The following is an 18,302-nucleotide window of genomic DNA, read 5'->3' on the forward strand; positions in this document are numbered from 1 at the left end:
CTCCGTTAGCGGTAGCGAGCCGATCCTTCAATCGCCGCAACCGCCGCAACCGCCCCCGCCGCCGTCTCCGCCGCCATCGCTGCCGCATCCGCCGGAAGAGCTGGCATACATCCGATGAAACGGGTCAAGCGTCGTGCCGGCCAGCACGGCGGGACCGAACAATGCGACCGCCATGCCGAATTCCGTCTCGCGCGGGGCGCGCTGCAGCCTTTCCTCCCGCGCGCGAAGCGAGGCCAGCTCTGCCCGTCCCGCCTTGGTCGCGGTGTCGAGGATCTGGAAACGCGCGATAACCGCCAGCAGGGTCACGAGGACGAACACGATCAAAAAACCGACGCTTTCCTCGCGCAGCACGCCCAGCCGCCAGCGCATGATCCCGATCAGCAGCAGCGCCAGTATGGGGAGGGTCTGCACGATGCGTACGCGGATTTCGCCGCCCTCTTCCATCGCCAGCCCCAGGGCGCGCAAACGGGCGTGGATCGTCTGCGCCGCACCGGACACCGCGCGGACCAGTTGCGCAGCGGTGAACTTGCGGCTTGTCGACAGCAAGGCCCGCTGCGCCTCGGTCGATCCGCCGCCCGCGCGCGGGATCGACAAGGCGTTCAGTCCGTCCACCGCCAGCCTTCCCTCCGCCGCCAGCCGCGCTCCGACCGCCTGCGCCAGCTGCACGCGCCCGCCGGCGAGCACGGCGATATGCTCCTCGTCGTTCAGCCCGCCCGGTCGGCCATCGGGTATGAATGCGCTCTGCAGGGCCTTGCCCAGTACCAGCGCCGCCACGAAGGCAGCGGCGTGAAATGCCAGATAGGCCCCTGCGCTCCAGTCGAGCGGATTCCAACCGTGCATCGCGCGTACACCCTCCAGATTCGGCGCATCACCACAGGATGAAGACAAGCATAGCAGCACAGATTGCCAAAACGGTTACGATCAATGCCGCCCGTTTCGGAACAAGGAGATAGTCGCGCGTGCGGACCCTGCGGGCCTGCGGATCGCGATAGAGCCGCTTTTGCGCCGCCGGCCAGATATCCGCAGGAGACGGGCCGAAGATCCGCTCATAGCTGGCAAGCGTGTCGGCATATTGCCGGAAATAGCGATCGCGTTCCGCCTGTCCGCCCGCGGTCGGACCGTGATGCAGCGGGCCGCCCAGTATCTCGGGGCAAAAGCGTTCCCAATAGTCGCGGCTGTAGGTCAGGTGCAGATGCCATGCCTGATCGACCGCATCGGATGGCGTAACCGGATGGCCCGCGCGCATCGCCAGAAAGCAGAAGCGGCGATATTCCTCCACCACCCTGTCGGCATAGGTCCGGTCCCAGCCATTTTCGCGGGCCAGCCGGTCGATAAAGCCGAATTCCGCGTCGGCAGGCCCGACCTGATAGGATGACAGCGATTGCCAGAGCCGCAGATCGTCATCCTGCCCCGGCCTGTCCATCCGTCGGTCAGTCCATGTGCTTCAGGCCGACGCGTAGGTAATCCCAGCCGGTCACGACCGTCAGCACCGCCGCCGCCCACAGGCATACGAGGCCCGTGATCCGGATCCATTCCATCGCGGGCAAGGCGCCTGCAAGGATCAGCGCGCCCAGCGCGATGATCTGCGCGGTCGTCTTCCATTTCGCCAGCTTGGACACCGGCACCGACACCTGCACCCCGGCCAGGAATTCGCGCAAACCAGACACCGCGATTTCCCGCAGCAATATGACAAGACCCGCCAGCACATGCAGATCGCCCGCATAAGGCCCGGACAAGCCGCCCTTCGCGGCCAGCACCAGAATGACCGCGCCGATCATTAGCTTGTCGGCAATGGGGTCGAGGAATACGCCCAGCCTGCTGACCCGCCCGCTGGAGCGCGCGAGATAGCCGTCGAAATAATCGGTGATCCCGGCCAGCGAATACAGCACGAAGGCAATGCCGTGCCCCAGCGCCCATCCGGGCCACCACAGCAGGCCGACCAGAAGCGGAACCGCGAAAATGCGCGAAAGCGTCAGAAGATTGGGAAGTGTCAACATAGATTCGGCCATGCTGTAGCCCGAAACGGCCAACCAGCCAAAGCGCGCACCACGCGTCTTGACCCGTTTTAATCGTCCGAACGCAACGCGCGGGCTTGTACGGTTCGGGATGGTCGGTAAGGACGGGCGCCGACCCATCATGATGACCTCCACCGATCTTCTCACCAAGCGGCGCTTTCTGCCGTTGTTCGTTACCCAGGTGCTGGGGGCGTTCAACGACAATCTGTACAAGAACGCGATGGTGCTGTTCGTCGTCTATGCGGTCTATTCCAGCGCGGCAGAGGAAGCGATGTTCTCAGCCGTGGCGCAGGGGCTGTTTACCCTGCCCTTCGTGCTGTTCTCGGCGCTTTCGGGACAGCTTGCGGACATGCGCGACAAGGCGATGATTATCCGCCGGGTGAAGCTTGCGGAAATCGGGATCATGCTGGTCGGCGCGGCGGGATTGATGCTGGCGGCGATGGACATTGCGGTCCACGCGGCGGCGATACCGCTTCTGCTGCTCGCGCTGTTCGCGATGGGGGTCCACTCCACCTTTTTTGGCCCGATCAAATACGCGATCCTGCCGCAACATCTTGAAAAGAACGAGGTGCTGGCGGGCACGGGCCTGGTCGAGGCGGGGACCTATATGGCGATCCTTGCCGGTACGATTCTCGCGGGCTGGATTTCGGTCGAGATTGCCGCGGGAATGGTGATCGGCCTTGCGCTGCTCGGCTGGTTCGCAGGCAAGCAGGTTCCCAGCGCGCCGGCGCAGGGCGTGGTGGAACCCATCGACTACAATGTCTGGCGCTCCTCGATCAATGTGGTGAAGGGTTCGATGCAGGATGCGCGCGTGTTCTATGCCATCCTCGCGATCAGCTTTTTCTGGACGATCGGCGCGGTGCTTTTCATCGAGTTTCCCCCGCTCGCCAAGAATGTGCTGACCGCCAGCAAGGAAGTCGCCAGCCTGTTCCTCGTCGTCTTTTCGATCGGGGTGGCGATCGGCTCGGTCTCGATCAACCTGCTGCTGAAGGGCGAGGTGTCGGCGCGCTATTCGCCCATCTCGGTCATCGTGATGGGGCTGTTCGTACTGGCGTTCCATTTCGTGTGCCGGATGTGGCAGCCCGAGGCGGAGGGGCTTTATTCGGTGATGGAATTCATCGCACTGCCGCTCGCCGCACCCCTGCTGCTGTGCCTGATGGGCATCGCGATCGCGGGCGGCATGTTCGTGGTGCCGCTCTACGCGTTTCTCACGACGGTGGTCGACAAGTCGCAGACGGCGCGCACGGTCGCGGCAAACAATCTGGTCAACAGTTTCGCGATGGTGGGCGGATCGGCGCTGGCCATGGGGCTCAGCGCGATTGGCGTATCGATCGTAGACCAGTTGCTGCTGGCCGCGGCGATGAGCGTGATTTCGGCCTGCCTGGGATTTATCCTGTACCGCGCCGAATGCCGTCTTGCCCCCGCTGCCTGATCAGGTGCTGGCTGATCAGGTACTGGCTGATCAGGTACTGGCTGATCAGGCGATGAAGCCGACGACTGCCATGAAGCAGGCACAATAGGCCATCAGGAATTCCTTGGCGTCGCGCGTGGTGAGGCCCCAGAACAGCGCTTCGGGTTCGTCCTGCGCGACCTGCTGCATCAGCGGGTTTATCCGCCGCCCGAACCATCCCTTTACCGCAGCGCGGCGGCGGGCCACCGGCTGGATAACGGCAAAGCGGATCGGAACGCGCATGGCTGGAGTGGCGGCGTAGATCATCGACGTGCTTTCCTCGCTTGGCCAACGGGGTTCCTGACCGGCCCGTTGCTGACCGTCCCCACGGGCTTCCGCCACCGAAACGAGCGATCGCGGTAACGGTTTCTTAACCAAGCTTGTAAACACCACGAACGAAAGCGCGACGCCGCACCCGCTCCGTTACGGGACAGGTGTCAGAGGGCCGTCGTTAACCATCGTATCGAAAGTCGGGCCGCAAGCCGCGTCTTCTTGCGCGCCTCAACCTTCCTGCTTCGCATTCGCCTTCGACATCGCCAGAATTTTTTTCCACTCGTCGGGCAGGACTTCGCTGACCGACAGGCGCATCAGCTTGACCAGTTCCATTTCCGACAGCGATTCCTCTGCCTTGACCTGCTTTAGCGTGACCGGGGCGGGCAGTTTCTCGACCGGCTTGACCTTCACGGCGGCCCATTTGCCGGTTTCATCGGTGGGATCGGCGATGCCTGCCTCGCTGATCTCGCAGATCCCCACGATCTCCAGCCCGATATTGGAATGATAGAAGAACGCCTTCTCGCCCTTTTTCATCGCGGCGAGGTTGTTCTTGGCGCGGTGGTTGCGGACCCCGTCCCAGGTCCCCTCGCCTTCCGACACGAGGTCATCCCACGAATAGACATCGGGTTCCGATTTCATCAGCCAGAACCGTTTACCCATGCCGTCGTGCTCCTTCATCCATTGACGCGCATCTTCGCCGCCCGTTCGCCGCGGCCAAAGCTGCCGGCGCTTCCCATAGAGAGAGGAACCGGCAGGGTGCAAGTACGCGCAAACGGATGTGCCAGCCGCCGCCGGACCAAGGATCGCATCCGGCAACAAAATCTTACAAGCATGCCGCAGATCCGAAACATCACCGGTGATAGACCGAATTCAGATCGAGAGACGGCGATCCGGTGACCGTAACCAGCGGCACGAACGGTCGGTCTCCGATCGCTTCCTGTCTCGGTGGCAGGGCGGCCGACCGATCCCCCGCCCTGTCATCGACTAGGCCGCCGGAGTTCCTCCTCCACCCCGTGTCTCCGGCGGCCGCCCCCCCGGTGCCAAGATCGCCTTCTCGCCGGGCTCGTGATGGCTCTGGAAGGGAACGCCCCAACTTGAAGACTGACAGCATGACGACTAGTCTTTCCGGCACACCAACAACATGGCTGCAGCCGTGCAGTCCCGCGCCGGATCCTGACCTACTGATGGCAAGCCAGACTATCCTCGTCGTCGAAGACGATCCGCAGCTTCGCGTTCTGATCGCGCGCGCGCTGAAAGAACATGGCTATGACGTGCGGACCGCGTCGACCGGGGCGGAAATGCAGGTCCAGCTCGATGATGGAGAGCCCGCGCTTATCGTGCTCGACATCATGCTTCCCGGTACCAACGGGATCGAACTCCTCCGCCGCCTTCGCGCCACCAGCGACATTCCCGTCATTTTCGTCAGCGCGCGCGGCGGCGAGGCGGACCGGGTCGTCGGGCTGGAACTGGGCGCGGACGATTATCTGGCCAAGCCCTTCGGCACGCGCGAATTGCTTGCGCGGATCACCGCGGTGCTGCGCCGTCATTCCAATGGTGCGGGCACGTCCAGCCAGCGCCAGCGCCAGGACGAAGTCGTGTTCGACGGCTGGACCCTCTCGCTGTCGCGCCGCGAATTGCGGTCGCCGACCAAGGCTTTGGTCGAGCTGACCACAGCCGAATTCGACCTGCTGAGCGCTTTCGTCCAGTCCCCCCAAAGGGTCATCAGCCGCGAGCGCCTGATCGAACTGTCGCGCACGCGCATCGGCGATTCCTCCGACCGCAGCGTCGACGTGCTGGTCAGCCGCCTGCGCCGCAAGCTGACGACCGAAGGAAACGAGGCGCCGATCGCCACAGTCCGCGGCGTCGGATATATGTTCACGGCGGAAGTCTCGCCCGCGTGAAATGGCCTGGCCGCGAGAATGCAGGCTTTTTCAGGACCGGTCTGCTGGGCCGGCTGCTGGGCATCCTCCTGCTTGTCGTAGCCCTCGAATTCGCGCTCAACGCCTTTGTGTTCGAGCGTGCGAACGAGTTTTCGCTTCAGGAAGAGGACGCCGCCAGCATCTCCGACCGGCTGGTCGTGGCCTATCGGCTGATCGACCATGCACCGGTCGAAACGCGGCAGTCGGTCGCGCAGGAACTTTCGACCAATCATTTCCGCATCCGCTGGTCGCGGGAAACGGCGCGCCGCGCCGCTAGCCTCGAACTTGACACCTTGCGCAGCCAGATCGTCGCGCAGGAAGAGGAACTGGGGCGCGCGGGCCTTCGCCTTCATCTCGAACCGCTGAGCGGCGGCGGCAATGTCGCGGGCAGCATGATCCTGTCGGACCGGACCGTCATGCGCTTTTCTGCCGAGGTGCACGAGACGTTCAAGCTGAACGCGCAGCGCGTGGTCATGCTGCTGCTGCCGACGGCATTGCTGATGCTGGTCGGCGGGCTGCTGGTCGGCGCCGCGCTTCGCCCCTTGCGCAAGCTGGTCGCCGCATCCCGCAAGGTGGGCGAACTGGAGGACCCCGAGCCCGTGCCGCTGGCCGGACCGCAGGAGGCGCGCGACCTTATCAATGCCTTCAACGAGATGCAGGACCGCATCCACCAGCTGATCAGCAATCGCCAGCTCACCATCTCGGCGATTGCCCACGATCTCAGGACTCCGCTTGCGCGCCTGCAGATGCGGCTGGACCAGCAGCGCCCGGATCGCGATTCCATGGCCGCCGACGTGGCGGAGATGCGCATGCTGCTCCAGTCGCTGCAGACCTTCAACGAAGGGCACGACCACCGCGGCCCTGTGGAGCGTATCGACATTGCTGCAACCGCACAGACATTGGTCGACGACGCCTGCGACCGCGGCCTCGACGCGGATTACGATGGGCCGGGCCATCTTGAAATGCAGGGGCGCGCGCTGGCCTTGCGCAGGGTGATGTCGAACCTGATCGAGAACGCGCTGCATTATGCGGGCAATGTCCATGTCCGGCTTGCGCAAGAGGGCAAGGAGGTCATCGTCATGGTCATGGACGACGGGCCGGGAATCGCGGAATCCCAGATAGATGAGGTCCTTAAACCCTTCGTTCGACTCGATCACGCGCGCGCGCGCAACACGCCGGGCATGGGTCTCGGCCTCGCGATCGTGAACCGCATCGTGCGGGCGCAGGGCGGCAGCTTCTCAATCGCCAATCGTACTTCGGGGGGGCTTTGCGCGACGATCCGCCTTCCCCTCGACGGCCCCGAATAACCCGCCGGCGCAACGCCCCGGCGCAGTTTGCCGCGCAGCAACAAATTCTTACAAACAGGAACGGTTCAGGAAACACACGGGCTCTAGTTCTCTGGCACATCCGCACTCTTGCGAGGCAGATCCATTTTCCCGGATGCAGTCAGAAGGACTTTCCCGATGAACGAACTTATCGGTCGCGTTTTCAATTTCGAAAAGACCATCTTCCCGAACAGCAGCGAGCTTTACGGCACGCTGGCCCGCGACGGGCAGAGCCCGAAGGCGCTGATGATTTCATGCGCCGATTCGCGCATCGTGCCCGAGGAAATCATGCAGGCCCGCCCCGGCGACCTGTTTGTCTGCCGTAACGCCGGCAATATCGTCCCGCCCTACGCCTCGATGCTGGGCGGTGTCTCGGCCACCGTCGAATATGCTGTCGCTGCCCTTGGCGTGCGCGACATCATCGTGTGCGGTCATACCGACTGCGGCGCAATGAAGGCGCTCGCTTATCCCGACGGGCTTGAAGCCATGCCAAACGTGGCCGCGTGGCTGAAGCACGGCGGCGCTGCCCAGACGGTCGTCAACAGCTGTCAGGGTCACCTCCAAGGTGAAGACCGCATCCGTGCGATGATTAACGAGAACGTGATTGCCCAGCTTGCGAACCTGCGCACCCATCCTTCGGTCGCGCGCGCAATGGCCGCTGGCGAGATGAGCCTGCACGGCTGGGTCGTGGACATTCACGAAGGCCAGGTTCTCGGCCTCGATGGACACACCGGCCAGTTCGTGCCCCTGCGCGACAATCAGCCCCTGCCAGTCGCCGTTCCGGCTCAGGCACGCTATAGCCTTGCGGAGGCCGCCGAATGACCACAGCAGCCGCAACCCCTGCGGCGATGGAAGAAAAGACCGGGATGTTCGCCCATTTCGGGCGTGACTTCACGGCTTCCATCGTCGTCTTTCTCGTCGCCATGCCGTTGTGCATGGGTATCGCAATCGCTTCGGGCGTTCCGGCCGAAAAGGGCCTGATCACTGGCATCATCGGCGGCATTGTGGTCGGCATGTTCGCCGGCTCGCCGCTGCAGGTCAGCGGTCCGGCCGCGGGCCTTGCCGTCATCGTGTTCGACTTCGTCGCGAACAACGGCCTCACCGCGCTTGGCCCCATGCTCGTTCTTGCGGGCGTGATCCAGTTCATTGCCGGCTATATGAAGCTTGGCGCGTTTTTCCGGTCCATCAGCCCTGCCGTGGTGCACGGCATGCTGGCCGGCATCGGCGCGCTGATCGTCATCAGCCAGTTCCACATCCTGTTCGATGCCAGCCCGCTTTCGAACGGTGTCGCGAACTTGGCGGCCATGCCTGCTCGCCTTCTTGGCCTGTCGCCGTTCAACCTTCAGCAGGCCGAGATGGCGCTCGGCATCGGTCTTCTGACCATCGGCATCATGGTGGGCTGGGAAAAGTTCAAGCCCGCCAAGATGGGCCTGCTTCCCGGCGCATTGCTGGGCGTCGTCGGCGCGACCTTGGTCGCCATGGCTCTGGGTCTCGACATCACGCGCGTCAATGTGCCCGATTCGATCGTAGGCGCGGTCGCGACGCCGGGCGACGGCTTTCTTGCGATGCTGCTCAGCCCGACGATCATCATCGCGGCCATAGCCGTGGCTTTCATCGCCAGCGCGGAAACGCTGCTGTCGGCGGCTGCGGTCGACCGGATGCATGACGGTGTGCGCACCAATTACGACAAGGAATTGAGCGCGCAGGGCGTCGGCAACTTCCTGTGCGGCCTTGCCGGTGCACTGCCGATGACGGGTGTGATCGTGCGTTCGTCGGCCAATGTGCAGGCAGGCGCCAAGACCCGCCTGTCGACCATCATCCACGGTATCTGGATCCTTGGCTTCGTGTCGCTGCTGCCGTTCGTGCTCAGCGAGATTCCGATGGCGGCTCTGGGCGGCGTGCTGGTGGTGACCGGCTGGAAGCTGGTGAGCCTCAAGCATGTGCGCCACCTCTATTCCAGCTATGGCGCGCTTCCGGCGGTCATCTGGACGGCGACCTTCGTGCTGGTCGTCACGGTCGACCTGCTGACCGGCGTGCTGGTCGGTCTTGCCCTGACGCTGCTGGAACTGATCCCGCATCGCCGTTCGCTCAAGCTGAAGGTCGAGGAAAACGACGAGGGCGAAGAGCGTGACGTACACCTGTCGGGCAGCGCGACTTTCATCAGCCTGACGGGCCTGACCCGCCGGCTGGAGAGCATCCCGGGGGACCGTCCGGTTCGCGTCAACCTGAACCACGTTCAAGGCTTCGACCACACCTCGGCGGAGCAATTCAAGGAATGGGTCAGCCGGCGCCGCAAGATGGGGCACCGGGTCGAACTGACCGGACCCAACCACCTTGTGGACCGTTTTTCCTGACATAACGGTCCATACCTGCAGGACCGGGCGCTCCCCTCAGCGCCCGGTCCTTTTTTATTGGGCTGCTGCTGGCGGACCTGACAATTGCGACGCGAACAGGCGTTGCCTCTACCGCGCGCGCATAAAAAAGCCGGGTCCAGTGCCCGGCGTCTCATCTCAATAGCTGATACAGTGCGATGGTGGAGCCGAGGGGGATCGAACCCCTGACCTCTACAATGCCATTGTAGCGCTCTCCCAGCTGAGCTACGGCCCCAATCTTCATCGCATTACCAAAAGGACGCTGCGCCCGGTTTCCCGCTGGCCTGTCCTCTGGCGGGGCACCCTGGGAGGGGCCCTGCTCTCCGCCCCTTGCAGCCCGGTTCGTAACGGGGCGTCCGGTGCGGAGAGCGGCTCTCTAGGCAGTGATTCCGCCGGTTGCAAGAGCAAAATTCAACCGGCGGAAAAACAGCTTCGGACGATCAGTTGTCGTCGTCGTCGTCGTCGCTGGCCTTGGCCACGCCAAGGTCGTCGTCGCCGCCGAGATCGACGTCGTTGTCCGGCGAATCCTCGTCGTCGTCAACGTCGATGTCCAGATCGTCGTCGCCCAGATCCTCGTCATTCTCGGGCTTCTGGGTCTTCTCTTCCTCGTAGGGAATCGGCTGCTTGGACTTCAGCACCGGCTCGGGCGTCCATTCGTTACCGCATTCGATGCAGGTAACCGGATCGTCCTTGCCGAGATCGTAGAAGCGGGTGCCGCATTTCGGGCAGCTGTGCTTGGCACCCCATTCGGGCTTGACCATGAAAACCTCGTGAACTTGGCGCCGGGATGGCGCATGCGCTATTCGTGAAATTCGGCTGCCGGCGGCGAGAATCGGACAGCTTGGTCCTTCCCGCCCCCGGCACGAGCCGCGCGCCTTGCCATAGGCCTTGCGCGCTGTCAAAAGCCTGCGCCGATCCGACCCGTCATTTCCCGGTTGCCGCCGCCCGGCGCTTAGCGACCTCGGCGGCAGAACATCTGGAAAAGGGCCCTTTCGTTGAGCCATCACAATCCGCCTTCCCCCCGCCGTTTCATGCCGGGCGCCCCGCTGACGGGAAGACTTCGCGTTCCGGGCGACAAGTCGATCAGCCATCGCTCCCTGATGTTCGGGGCACTGGCCGTCGGACGCACCACCGCGCGCGGCTTGCTTGAGGGCGAGGACGTGCTGGCCACCGCCGCGGCGCTGCGCGCGATGGGCGCGGCCATAAAGCGGCAGGACGACGGCACATGGAACATCGACGGCGTAGGTGTCGGCGCGCTGCTTCAGCCAGAGACAGCGCTCGACATGGGCAATTCCGGGACCTCGACGCGGCTGCTGATGGGTCTGGTCGCCAGCCATCCGGTCACCGCGACGTTTACCGGCGACGCCAGCCTGTCGCGCCGCCCGATGGGCCGGGTCATCGATCCGCTCTCGCAGATGGGCGCCGATTTCACCGCCAGCCCCGGCGGCCGCCTGCCGCTCACCATGCGCGGCGCCTCGCCCGCCGTGCCGATCGAATATCGCCTGCCGGTCGCATCGGCCCAGGTAAAGAGCGCCGTTCTGCTAGCGGGCCTGAACTCGCCGGGTATCACGCGGGTGATCGAACCCGTGCCGACACGCGACCATACCGAGCGTATGCTGACAGGCTTCGGGGCGCAGCTGACCGTGGACGAGAACGGGGGCGAGCGGATCATCGAGCTGCATGGCCAGGCCGAACTGCGCCCGCAGGACATCGTCGTACCGGGCGATCCTTCCAGCGCCGCCTTCTTTGCGGTCGCCGCGTTGATCGTGCCGGGGTCGGATCTGGTGATCGAGAACGTGGGCCTCAACCCGACGCGCGCGGCGCTGTTCACCGTGCTGCGCCAGATGGGCGGACACATCGAGGAACTGGACCGCCGCGAGGTAGGCGGCGAGCCGGTGGCCGATCTGCGCGTGCGCCATTCCGCCTTGACCGGCGTGGACGTCGATCCCGCCCTCGCCCCGGCCATGATCGACGAGTTTCCGGTGCTGTTCGTCGCCGCCTCGCTGGCGGCGGGGCGTACGGTGACCAGCGGCCTCGACGAATTGCGCGTGAAGGAATCCGACCGGCTGGCGGCGATGGCGACGGCACTGACCGCCGCCGGTGCCCGCGTCGAGGAACGCGAGGACGGTCTGGTGATCGAAGGAACGGGCGGCGATCCGCTGAACGGTACGCAGGGCGCGCCCGTCACCACCCATCTCGATCACCGCATCGCCATGAGCATGGCGGTCGCGGGGCTCGCCAGCCGGTACGGCGTCGAGGTTGATGACACCGCCCCGATCGCGACGAGCTTTCCGAATTTCACGGCCTTGCTCAGCCAGGCGCAGGAAACGGCCCCGGCATGATTCCGATCGACTGGCCCACCATGGTCGGGTTTGGGGGGATGGGCTGCATCATCTGGGCCTATTGGTATATCACCGCCAATGACCAGCCCAATCCCTTCGTCCAGCACGGCGTGAACCTTGCAGGCGCGGCCTTGCTGACGATCTCGCTGCTGTATCATCTCAACCTCGCCTCCCTAGTGCTCGAGGGTTTCTGGGCCAGCATCGCGATCTGGGGACTTTGGAAAGCCTTCAGGAAGGGGAAGCACGCATGATCATCGCCGTCGACGGTCCGACCGCCAGCGGAAAGGGCACCATCGCCAAGGGGCTTGGCCGGCATTTCGGGCTGCCGGTGCTCGATACCGGTCTGCTTTACCGTGCGGTCGGCTTGCAGACCCGCGTCATGGGCCTTGACCCCGACGATCCGATCGACGCCGCGCGGGCGGCCAGCTTTCCCGATTCGCTGCTGCAGGAACCGGATCTTCGCTCGGTCGCATGCGGTGCGCTGGCCTCGCGCGTGTCGGTGCACAAGCGGGTGCGTGCGGCTCTGCTGGAACGGCAGCGCCAGTTCGCCGCGCGGCCCGGCGGCGCGGTACTGGACGGACGCGACATTGGAACGGTGATCGCGCCCCACGCGGACGTAAAGCTGTTCGTGACCGCCAGCATCGAGGCGCGGGCCCGCCGCCGTCATGCTGAGAGCCGGGACCGCGGCGAAACCCTTACGCTCGAACAGGTCATGGACGATCTTGCCAAGCGCGACGAGCGTGACCGCAATCGCGCCGAAGCCCCGCTTCTGCAGGCGGAGGATGCCTTCCTGATCGACAATAGCGACATGAGCGTGTCGGAGGCGCTGGAGCATGCGATCTCCATCGTCGAAAAGGCCAGGCAGCAGAAAGGCTGACCATTTTTGCCGGATGCACACGCCCGGCAGTGCCAGACTTTGTCGGAACAATCGGGTCATCGATTCCGTTCTTCTGTTCAGAGAACCGCTCGGGTTCACCGAAGCAAAAGGGAATCATCCATATGAATCGTCGTAGCCTTACCCTCGCCGCGGGCGCACTCGCGCTTGCCCTGTCCGCCTGTTCGCAGGAACCGGAAGCCGAAGCCGATGTCGATGCGACCGCAAGCGCCGACGGCATGCAGAACCCGGTCGCAGCCGACATGGATGCCAAGGTCATGGCGGCGCTCGATCAATGCATGGCGGTCGAACCCAGTTGCGGCATGGGCACGCCGGCCGGCTATCTCGTCTTCCCCGACGTGACGGAAGTCGCGCTGGGCGTTGGCGGTGCGGGCGGCGATGGCGCCCTCGTCCAGAACGGCGAGATCGTGAGCTATTGGCGCATGGGCGAAGGCAGCATCGGCCTGCAGGCCGGTATCGAGGCCGCCTCCTATGTCTTCAAGGTCAATGACCCGGCGACCCTGCAGCAGTACACCGACAGCGGCGAATGGAGCATTGGCGCGGGCGCAGGCCTGACCATCGCCACCGCAGACGCCAGCGCACAGGGCGACAGCGAGGAATCGCAGGCCTATGTCTTCAACGCAGAGGGTCTGATGGCGGATGTCTCCATCGACGCGATGAAGATCTGGCGCACCGACGAGATGTCGACCGGCGGCAATGCCAGCACGGACATGACGACCACCGACACCACCGACTGATCGTTTAAATGAAACCGCTGCCGCCCCGGACGAATCAGGTCCGGGTCGGCAGCGGGCTTTCGGTTTCCACGACCCGTTTCAACTTGCTTTTCCCGCCGATCTGGCTTAACCGCGCGCCCGTCCGACGGGTTTGACCGCCCGGTCGGTGGCAGACGCGGTACTGACCGTTTCCACCATCCTCCACACGGTTTGGCTCTTCGGATATTCGCAGGCGCATTCGGCCCTGCGGATGGTTCGGCCCTTTTTGGCCCGCCTATGCAATGGTGCGGATGGCGGAAGAAAGACCGGCGGAAAAACCGCCCGGCCGGAAAAAACGATTGAACGGGAATACAATCCTAATGGCAACTTCGCCTAACCCCACTCGCGACGATTTCGCGAAAATGCTCGACGACATGCTCGGCTCGGAAGCCGATGGCGGCTTTGAAGGCCGCGTCGTCAAGGGCACCGTCACCGCCATCGAGAACGACAAGGCCGTCATCGACGTCGGCCTGAAGAGCGAGGGCCGCGTGCGCCTTTCCGAATTCGCCCGCAATTCGGACGAGCACGGCCTGAAGGTCGGTGACGAAGTGGAAGTTTTCGTCGACCGCGTCGAGAATGCCGACGGCGAAGCCATGCTGTCGCGCGACCGCGCCCGCCGCGAAGCCGCCTGGGACCGCCTTGAGAGCGAGTTCGGCGAAGGCAAGCGCGTCGAGGGTCAGATCTTTGGCCGCGTCAAGGGCGGCTTCACCGTCGACCTCGACGGTGCCGTGGCCTTCCTGCCCGGTTCGCAGGTCGATATCCGCCCCGTGCGTGACATCACCCCGCTGATGGGCATTCCGCAGCCGTTCCAGATCCTCAAGATGGATCGCCGCCGCGGCAATATCGTCGTGTCGCGCCGCGCCGTTCTGGAAGAAACCCGCGCGGAACAGCGCCAGGAACTGATCGGCGAACTCAGCGAAGGCCAGGTCATCGACGGCGTGGTCAAGAACATCACCGATTACGGCGCCTTCGTGGACCTGGGCGGTATCGACGGCCTGCTGCATGTCACCGACATGAGCTACAAGCGCGTCAACCACCCCAGCGAAGTGGTCGAGATCGGCCAGACCGTCACGGTGCAGATCGTCCGCATCAACCAGGACACGCAGCGCATCAGCCTTGGCATGAAGCAGCTGGAAAGCGATCCGTGGGATGGCGTTGCCGTGAAGTATCCGGTCGGTGCGAAGCTGACGGGTACCGTCACCAACATCACCGAATACGGCGCCTTCGTCGAGCTGGAGCCGGGCATCGAAGGCCTGGTCCACGTGTCGGAAATGAGCTGGACCAAGAAGAACGTCCACCCTGGCAAGATCGTCTCGACCTCGCAGGAAGTCGAAGTCATGGTGCTGGAAGTCGACGCCGAGAAGCGCCGCATCTCGCTGGGCCTCAAGCAGGCGCAGTCGAATCCCTGGGACGATTTCGCAGAGAAGTTCCCGGTCGGCTCGACCGTCACCGGCGAAGTCAAGAACGCGACCGAGTTCGGTCTGTTCATCGGCCTTCCGGGCGACGTCGACGGCATGGTCCACATGTCGGACATCGCATGGGGCATCTCGGGCGAGGACGCCCTGGCCCTGCACCGCAAGGGCGAGGAAGTCGAAGCCGTCGTTCTGGACGTCGACATCGAGAAGGAGCGCATCTCGCTCGGCATGAAGCAGCTTGAAAAGGGCGCTCCGGCCGTTGGCGGTACCGCCACTGGCGGCGCTGGCCTGCGCCGCGGCGAAGTCGTCACCGTCACCGTCCTCGAAGTCCGCGATGGCGGCCTCGAAGTGCAGGTTGGCGAAGACGGCGCGACCGGCTTCATCAAGCGTTCGGATCTTGGCCGCGACCGCGACGAACAGCGTCCCGACCGCTTCCAGACCGGTCAGAAGATCGACGCGATGGTCACCGGTTTCGACCGCACCAAGAAGCCGAACTTCTCGATCAAGGCGCGCCAGATCGCCGAAGAGAAGCAGGCTGTCGAGCAGTACGGTTCGTCCGATTCGGGTGCGTCGCTGGGCGACATCCTCGGCGAAGCGCTGAAGCAGAAGAACTGAGCCGAAGGGGCGGCGGCGCAAGTACGCTTGCGCCGTCCTGCCCCAAGGCCGGCCGGCGGTGGCCTTGGCCACCGTTCGACGTCACGGGATTTACTCCCGTGACGTCCAAACCTGCCATCAAACACATGAAAGGCCCGCCCGGACATCCGCGGCGGGCCTTTTGCTTTGGTTAATAGGCCACTACATCAGGCAGCGAAGGAGCCTGCCATGATCGAAGTTCACCAGTTTCCCTGCCTATCCGACAATTACGGCTATCTGCTGCATGACACGGAAAGCGGCGAAACGGTCTGCATCGATACGCCCGATGCAGACGCCTATCTGCGCGAAGCCGACCACAAGGGGTGGCGGATCACCCAGATCTGGAACACGCACTGGCACCCCGATCATGCGGGCGGGAACAAGGACATCAAGGCCGCGACCGGCTGCGTCATCGTCGCCCCCAAGGCGGAGGCCCCGCAAATCGATGCCATCGATCGCACCGTGGCGGGGGGCGATTCGGTATCGATCGGCTCGCATCAGGCCAGCGTGATCGACGTAGGCGGTCATACGAAAGGCCACATCACCTATCACCTGCCCGATGCCGGTATTGCCTTCGTCGGGGACAGCGTCTTCGCGCTCGGCTGCGGCCGCATGTTCGAAGGCACCGCAGACCAGTTCTGGGCAAGCCTGAAAAGGATCAAGGCGCTGCCCGATGACACGCTGCTGTACTGCGCACACGAATATACCGCGGCCAATGCCCGCTTCGCGCTTCACGCGGATCCGGAAAACGAGGCATTGGCACAATATGCCGACGAGGTTGCGGAACGTCGCGATCGGGACCTACCTACCGTCCCCACACGGCTGGAGCGTGAGCTGGCGGCCAATCCCTTTCTGCGCGCCGACGATCCCGACATGCAGGCGCGCTGGGGCGGCGGGGATGCGGTTGCGACATTCGCGGCCCTGCGCACCGCCAAGGACAATTTCTGAGGTCTATCGTCCGTGGACGCGGATGACGCCATCTTTCGCCTGGCTCCGGACCATGACCGGGCGCGCGCCGATGCCGAACAGCTCTATCGCAGCGTATCGCAGCGCCTGATCCGCCTGCTCCCGACAGGAAGCGAGATCATGCATGTCGGCGCGACTGCCATTGCCGATTGCCTTACGAAGGGCGACCTCGACGTCATGGTCCGCGTCGACGCGGAAGAGTTCAGCGAAGCGGAGCTGGCGCTTGCCAGCCCGTTCGCACGCGGCCCGTCGGACCGGACGGAGGATTTCGCCAGCTTCGAAGACAGGACAGCCGTTCCCCCGCTAGGCATCCAGCTTGTTGCAAAAGGCGGCGCCTTGGACGTGTTCGAGCGGTTCCGGGACCGGCTGAACGCCAGCCCTGCCCTGCTGCGCGAATATAATGCGCTGAAACGCCAGCACGACGGTGAGCCAATGGACGCCTATCGCAGCGCCAAGGACCGGTTCATCATCCGAACGCTGCGTTACTGATCGGCGTGCCCACGCACAAAAAACCCCGCACGAAGCGGGGCTTTTCGTATCGATGTGCGTGCTGTGATCAGATCGACCCGATCGCTTGGTCGACAAGGGTCTTGTCGGCATCCGCGCCATAGTTCTTGGCGATAAGATCCGCAGACGCCGCAGCCGAAGCCTGCGCGGCGCGAATGCGAAGTTCTTCCATCACCCCGCGTTCGGCAGCGGCGATCTTTTCTTCGGCCATCTTCTCGCGGCGAGCGACCATGGCGGTCGCGTCGGTTTCCGCCTTCGCGACGATGGCGCCCGCCTCGGTCCGCGCGTGATCGAGCATCGCGGCCGCGTCCTTTTCGGCATTGGCGATCTTGTCCGCATATTCCTTGCGCAGCGCCTCGGCCTCGGAGCGGAGCCGCTTGGCTTCCTCGAGCTGGTTCTTGATCTCGGCGATGCGCGCATCCAGCCCGCCCGCGATCTTCTTGTGCGCCTTGGCATAGAAGAATGCGATCGCCAGCAGCACGATCATGGCAGAACTGACGACCGCGGCCGGCGGGGCAATGCCCAGCAGCGCGGGTTCGACGTGATGTTCCTCGGTCATGCCCTCGGCTGAGGCGGCATGATCCAGTTGCTCCTCGACAGCCTGCGAGGCGGGCGGGAGAGCGGTCTCGGCAGCCATCAGGCGAGCTCCTTCCTGACCGCCGTGCGGGCGGCGGTATCATCGACCGTCAGACCGGCGACGCGCGCCACGATCGACTGGGTCGCCTCGGCGGCAATGGTCTCGATCTCGGCGGCGGCCTTTTCGCGCGCTTCGGCGATACGGGCCTCGGCGGTTTCAAGCTTGGCATCGAAGCCCTTCTGGGCAGTTGCCAGCTTTGCTTCGGTCTCGGCTGCAGCCTTGGCCTTGGCCTCGGCAATCAGTTCCTGCGCCTTTGCGCGATTTTCATTCTCGCGCACGCGCCAGGCTTCTTCCTGCTCGTCGGCGGCCTTGCGGGCGGCTTCGGCAGCGGAAAGATCGTCGGCGATCTGCTTGTCGCGCATCGCGACGGTATCCATCACCTTGGGCACCATGCCACGGCCGATGACGAAATAGGTCAGGCCGAAAAAGATCAGCAACCAGAAGACCTGGCTCGCATAGGTTGCGGCTAGCTGGGATATCTGTGGCATGGCAGGGCCCTAAAGACGGATCAAATTCTGTTCGCCCGGCCGCGTCATGCGACCGGGCGAATATTCAGTTCGTTCGATCAGGCGACGAAGATCAGGATCATCGCGACGACGAACGAAAGCAGGCCCAGAAGCTCGGCACCGGCGAAGCCGATGAAGAGGCGGCCCTGCTGGCCGTCGGCGGCACCCGGATTGCGCAGCGCACCTTCGAGGAACTTGGCGAAAACGTTACCCACGCCGATCGAGGCGAGGCCCGCACCCAGAGCGGCGAGACCGGCACCGAGCAGCTTTGCGGCTTCTGCGTCCATTTCAA

21 protein-coding genes and 1 tRNA gene are annotated in these 18,302 nt (G+C 64.2%); 12 read left to right on the forward strand and 10 right to left on the reverse strand.

What is annotated here, in order from left to right; genetic code table 11:
• Positions 1 to 27: 27 nt before the first annotated feature.
• Genes AC4FIJ_RS00685 through pgsA form a run of 3 tightly spaced genes read right to left on the reverse strand, consistent with a single transcriptional unit; the run spans position 28 to position 1,997 of the window.
• Positions 28 to 840, reverse strand: a complete 813-nt coding sequence (locus AC4FIJ_RS00685; RefSeq protein ID WP_490334799.1) for a TIGR04222 domain-containing membrane protein — start codon at positions 838 to 840, stop codon at positions 28 to 30.
• A gap of 28 nt (positions 841 to 868) precedes the next feature.
• A complete protein-coding gene (locus tag AC4FIJ_RS00690; RefSeq protein ID WP_490334800.1) occupies positions 869 to 1,423 on the reverse strand; it encodes a glycine-rich domain-containing protein in 555 nt (184 codons plus the stop codon).
• A 7-nt stretch (positions 1,424 to 1,430) separates the two neighbouring features.
• Complete coding sequence (pgsA, locus tag AC4FIJ_RS00695) at positions 1,431 to 1,997, reverse strand: CDP-diacylglycerol--glycerol-3-phosphate 3-phosphatidyltransferase (protein ID WP_490334801.1); 567 nt, start codon at positions 1,995 to 1,997, stop codon at positions 1,431 to 1,433.
• A gap of 139 nt (positions 1,998 to 2,136) precedes the next feature.
• Here pgsA and AC4FIJ_RS00700 point away from each other — a divergent pair, with 139 nt between their 5' ends.
• Positions 2,137 to 3,447 (forward strand): MFS transporter, encoded by a 1,311-nt coding sequence (locus AC4FIJ_RS00700; protein WP_490334802.1) that lies wholly within the window; start codon positions 2,137 to 2,139, stop codon positions 3,445 to 3,447.
• A gap of 45 nt (positions 3,448 to 3,492) precedes the next feature.
• On the opposite strand, the gene AC4FIJ_RS00705 is transcribed toward AC4FIJ_RS00700, so the two are convergent.
• Together AC4FIJ_RS00705 and AC4FIJ_RS00710 are read right to left on the reverse strand one after the other, a co-directional pair.
• Positions 3,493 to 3,732 (reverse strand): hypothetical protein, encoded by a 240-nt coding sequence (locus tag AC4FIJ_RS00705; protein WP_490334803.1) that lies wholly within the window; start codon positions 3,730 to 3,732, stop codon positions 3,493 to 3,495.
• A 234-nt stretch (positions 3,733 to 3,966) separates the two neighbouring features.
• Positions 3,967 to 4,398 (reverse strand): EVE domain-containing protein, encoded by a 432-nt coding sequence (locus AC4FIJ_RS00710; protein WP_490334804.1) that lies wholly within the window; start codon positions 4,396 to 4,398, stop codon positions 3,967 to 3,969.
• Between the two features lie 524 nt (positions 4,399 to 4,922).
• Here AC4FIJ_RS00710 and AC4FIJ_RS00715 point away from each other — a divergent pair.
• The 4 genes from AC4FIJ_RS00715 to AC4FIJ_RS00730 all read left to right on the forward strand — a co-directional run bounded on the left by AC4FIJ_RS00715 (position 4,923) and on the right by AC4FIJ_RS00730 (position 9,336).
• On the forward strand, positions 4,923 to 5,639 hold the full coding sequence (locus tag AC4FIJ_RS00715; RefSeq protein ID WP_490334805.1) for a response regulator: 717 nt from the start codon (positions 4,923 to 4,925) through the stop codon (positions 5,637 to 5,639).
• Entirely contained in the window at positions 5,636 to 6,964 is a 1,329-nt protein-coding gene (locus tag AC4FIJ_RS00720; protein WP_490334806.1) for an ATP-binding protein, read from the forward strand. Before AC4FIJ_RS00715 ends, AC4FIJ_RS00720 begins: the two co-directional genes overlap by 4 nt.
• Positions 6,965 to 7,120: 156 nt before the next feature.
• Entirely contained in the window at positions 7,121 to 7,804 is a 684-nt protein-coding gene (locus AC4FIJ_RS00725; protein WP_490334807.1) for a carbonic anhydrase, read from the forward strand.
• Positions 7,801 to 9,336 (forward strand): SulP family inorganic anion transporter, encoded by a 1,536-nt coding sequence (locus tag AC4FIJ_RS00730; RefSeq protein ID WP_490334808.1) that lies wholly within the window; start codon positions 7,801 to 7,803, stop codon positions 9,334 to 9,336. Before AC4FIJ_RS00725 ends, AC4FIJ_RS00730 begins: the two co-directional genes overlap by 4 nt.
• Positions 9,337 to 9,513: 177 nt before the next feature.
• Here AC4FIJ_RS00730 and AC4FIJ_RS00735 read toward each other — a convergent pair.
• Positions 9,514 to 9,589 (reverse strand) — tRNA-Ala (locus AC4FIJ_RS00735).
• 205 nt (positions 9,590 to 9,794) lie between these two features.
• The gene (locus AC4FIJ_RS00740) at positions 9,795 to 10,115 is read right to left on the reverse strand and encodes a TIGR02300 family protein (RefSeq protein ID WP_490334809.1); all 321 of its coding nucleotides are present in this window, start codon (positions 10,113 to 10,115) and stop codon (positions 9,795 to 9,797) included.
• A 270-nt stretch (positions 10,116 to 10,385) separates the two neighbouring features.
• On the opposite strand from AC4FIJ_RS00740, the gene aroA reads away from it, so the two are divergent.
• The 7 genes from aroA (at position 10,386) to AC4FIJ_RS00775 (ending at position 16,849) form a co-directional block, all read left to right on the forward strand.
• Positions 10,386 to 11,696 carry a 3-phosphoshikimate 1-carboxyvinyltransferase gene (gene aroA / locus AC4FIJ_RS00745; RefSeq protein ID WP_490334935.1) on the forward strand — a complete coding sequence of 437 codons (1,311 nt, stop codon included), beginning with the start codon at positions 10,386 to 10,388 and terminating at the stop codon, positions 11,694 to 11,696.
• Positions 11,693 to 11,947 carry a CBU_0592 family membrane protein gene (locus AC4FIJ_RS00750; RefSeq protein ID WP_490334810.1) on the forward strand — a complete coding sequence of 85 codons (255 nt, stop codon included), beginning with the start codon at positions 11,693 to 11,695 and terminating at the stop codon, positions 11,945 to 11,947. Before aroA ends, AC4FIJ_RS00750 begins: the two co-directional genes overlap by 4 nt.
• Positions 11,944 to 12,573 carry a (d)CMP kinase gene (cmk, locus tag AC4FIJ_RS00755; RefSeq protein ID WP_490334811.1) on the forward strand — a complete coding sequence of 210 codons (630 nt, stop codon included), beginning with the start codon at positions 11,944 to 11,946 and terminating at the stop codon, positions 12,571 to 12,573. The genes AC4FIJ_RS00750 and cmk overlap by 4 nt, the downstream gene beginning before the upstream one ends.
• Before the next feature lie 122 nt (positions 12,574 to 12,695).
• Positions 12,696 to 13,328, forward strand: coding sequence for a YSC84-related protein (locus tag AC4FIJ_RS00760; RefSeq protein ID WP_490334812.1), 633 nt, complete (start codon positions 12,696 to 12,698; stop codon positions 13,326 to 13,328).
• Between the two features lie 338 nt (positions 13,329 to 13,666).
• On the forward strand, positions 13,667 to 15,376 hold the full coding sequence (gene rpsA, locus AC4FIJ_RS00765; RefSeq protein ID WP_490334813.1) for a 30S ribosomal protein S1: 1,710 nt from the start codon (positions 13,667 to 13,669) through the stop codon (positions 15,374 to 15,376).
• A gap of 207 nt (positions 15,377 to 15,583) precedes the next feature.
• Positions 15,584 to 16,342 carry a hydroxyacylglutathione hydrolase gene (gene gloB / locus AC4FIJ_RS00770; protein WP_490334814.1) on the forward strand — a complete coding sequence of 253 codons (759 nt, stop codon included), beginning with the start codon at positions 15,584 to 15,586 and terminating at the stop codon, positions 16,340 to 16,342.
• 12 nt (positions 16,343 to 16,354) lie between these two features.
• Positions 16,355 to 16,849, forward strand: coding sequence for a GrpB family protein (locus AC4FIJ_RS00775; RefSeq protein WP_490334815.1), 495 nt, complete (start codon positions 16,355 to 16,357; stop codon positions 16,847 to 16,849).
• A gap of 67 nt (positions 16,850 to 16,916) precedes the next feature.
• Here the strand turns inward: AC4FIJ_RS00775 and AC4FIJ_RS00780 are convergent, their stop codons facing one another.
• The 3 genes from AC4FIJ_RS00780 to AC4FIJ_RS00790 all read right to left on the reverse strand — a co-directional run bounded on the left by AC4FIJ_RS00780 (position 16,917) and on the right by AC4FIJ_RS00790 (position 18,297).
• Positions 16,917 to 17,504, reverse strand: a complete 588-nt coding sequence (locus tag AC4FIJ_RS00780; RefSeq protein ID WP_490334816.1) for a F0F1 ATP synthase subunit B family protein — start codon at positions 17,502 to 17,504, stop codon at positions 16,917 to 16,919.
• Positions 17,504 to 17,992, reverse strand: coding sequence for a F0F1 ATP synthase subunit B family protein (locus tag AC4FIJ_RS00785; protein WP_490334817.1), 489 nt, complete (start codon positions 17,990 to 17,992; stop codon positions 17,504 to 17,506). Before AC4FIJ_RS00785 ends, AC4FIJ_RS00780 begins: the two co-directional genes overlap by 1 nt.
• Positions 17,993 to 18,069: 77 nt before the next feature.
• Entirely contained in the window at positions 18,070 to 18,297 is a 228-nt protein-coding gene (locus AC4FIJ_RS00790; protein WP_066770184.1) for a F0F1 ATP synthase subunit C, read from the reverse strand.
• Positions 18,298 to 18,302 lie beyond the last annotated feature (5 nt).

Source organism: Croceicoccus sp., assembly GCF_983967925.1.

What these genes read in the sequence shown, in the direction of transcription:
- AC4FIJ_RS00685 (WP_490334799.1), bottom strand. Translation starts at nt 840, where the DNA reads ATGCACGGTTGGAATCCGCTCGACTGGAGCGCAGGGGCCTATCTGGCA.
- AC4FIJ_RS00690 (WP_490334800.1), bottom strand. Translation starts at nt 1,423, where the DNA reads ATGGACAGGCCGGGGCAGGATGACGATCTGCGGCTCTGGCAATCGCTG.
- pgsA (WP_490334801.1), bottom strand. Translation starts at nt 1,997, where the DNA reads ATGTTGACACTTCCCAATCTTCTGACGCTTTCGCGCATTTTCGCGGTT.
- AC4FIJ_RS00700 (WP_490334802.1), top strand. Translation starts at nt 2,137, where the DNA reads ATGATGACCTCCACCGATCTTCTCACCAAGCGGCGCTTTCTGCCGTTG.
- AC4FIJ_RS00705 (WP_490334803.1), bottom strand. Translation starts at nt 3,732, where the DNA reads ATGATCTACGCCGCCACTCCAGCCATGCGCGTTCCGATCCGCTTTGCC.
- AC4FIJ_RS00710 (WP_490334804.1), bottom strand. Translation starts at nt 4,398, where the DNA reads ATGGGTAAACGGTTCTGGCTGATGAAATCGGAACCCGATGTCTATTCG.
- AC4FIJ_RS00715 (WP_490334805.1), top strand. Translation starts at nt 4,923, where the DNA reads ATGGCAAGCCAGACTATCCTCGTCGTCGAAGACGATCCGCAGCTTCGC.
- AC4FIJ_RS00725 (WP_490334807.1), top strand. Translation starts at nt 7,121, where the DNA reads ATGAACGAACTTATCGGTCGCGTTTTCAATTTCGAAAAGACCATCTTC.
- AC4FIJ_RS00730 (WP_490334808.1), top strand. Translation starts at nt 7,801, where the DNA reads ATGACCACAGCAGCCGCAACCCCTGCGGCGATGGAAGAAAAGACCGGG.
- AC4FIJ_RS00740 (WP_490334809.1), bottom strand. Translation starts at nt 10,115, where the DNA reads ATGGTCAAGCCCGAATGGGGTGCCAAGCACAGCTGCCCGAAATGCGGC.
- aroA (WP_490334935.1), top strand. Translation starts at nt 10,386, where the DNA reads ATGCCGGGCGCCCCGCTGACGGGAAGACTTCGCGTTCCGGGCGACAAG.
- AC4FIJ_RS00750 (WP_490334810.1), top strand. Translation starts at nt 11,693, where the DNA reads ATGATTCCGATCGACTGGCCCACCATGGTCGGGTTTGGGGGGATGGGC.
- cmk (WP_490334811.1), top strand. Translation starts at nt 11,944, where the DNA reads ATGATCATCGCCGTCGACGGTCCGACCGCCAGCGGAAAGGGCACCATC.
- AC4FIJ_RS00760 (WP_490334812.1), top strand. Translation starts at nt 12,696, where the DNA reads ATGAATCGTCGTAGCCTTACCCTCGCCGCGGGCGCACTCGCGCTTGCC.
- rpsA (WP_490334813.1), top strand. Translation starts at nt 13,667, where the DNA reads ATGGCAACTTCGCCTAACCCCACTCGCGACGATTTCGCGAAAATGCTC.
- gloB (WP_490334814.1), top strand. Translation starts at nt 15,584, where the DNA reads ATGATCGAAGTTCACCAGTTTCCCTGCCTATCCGACAATTACGGCTAT.
- AC4FIJ_RS00780 (WP_490334816.1), bottom strand. Translation starts at nt 17,504, where the DNA reads ATGGCTGCCGAGACCGCTCTCCCGCCCGCCTCGCAGGCTGTCGAGGAG.
- AC4FIJ_RS00785 (WP_490334817.1), bottom strand. Translation starts at nt 17,992, where the DNA reads ATGCCACAGATATCCCAGCTAGCCGCAACCTATGCGAGCCAGGTCTTC.
- AC4FIJ_RS00790 (WP_066770184.1), bottom strand. Translation starts at nt 18,297, where the DNA reads ATGGACGCAGAAGCCGCAAAGCTGCTCGGTGCCGGTCTCGCCGCTCTG.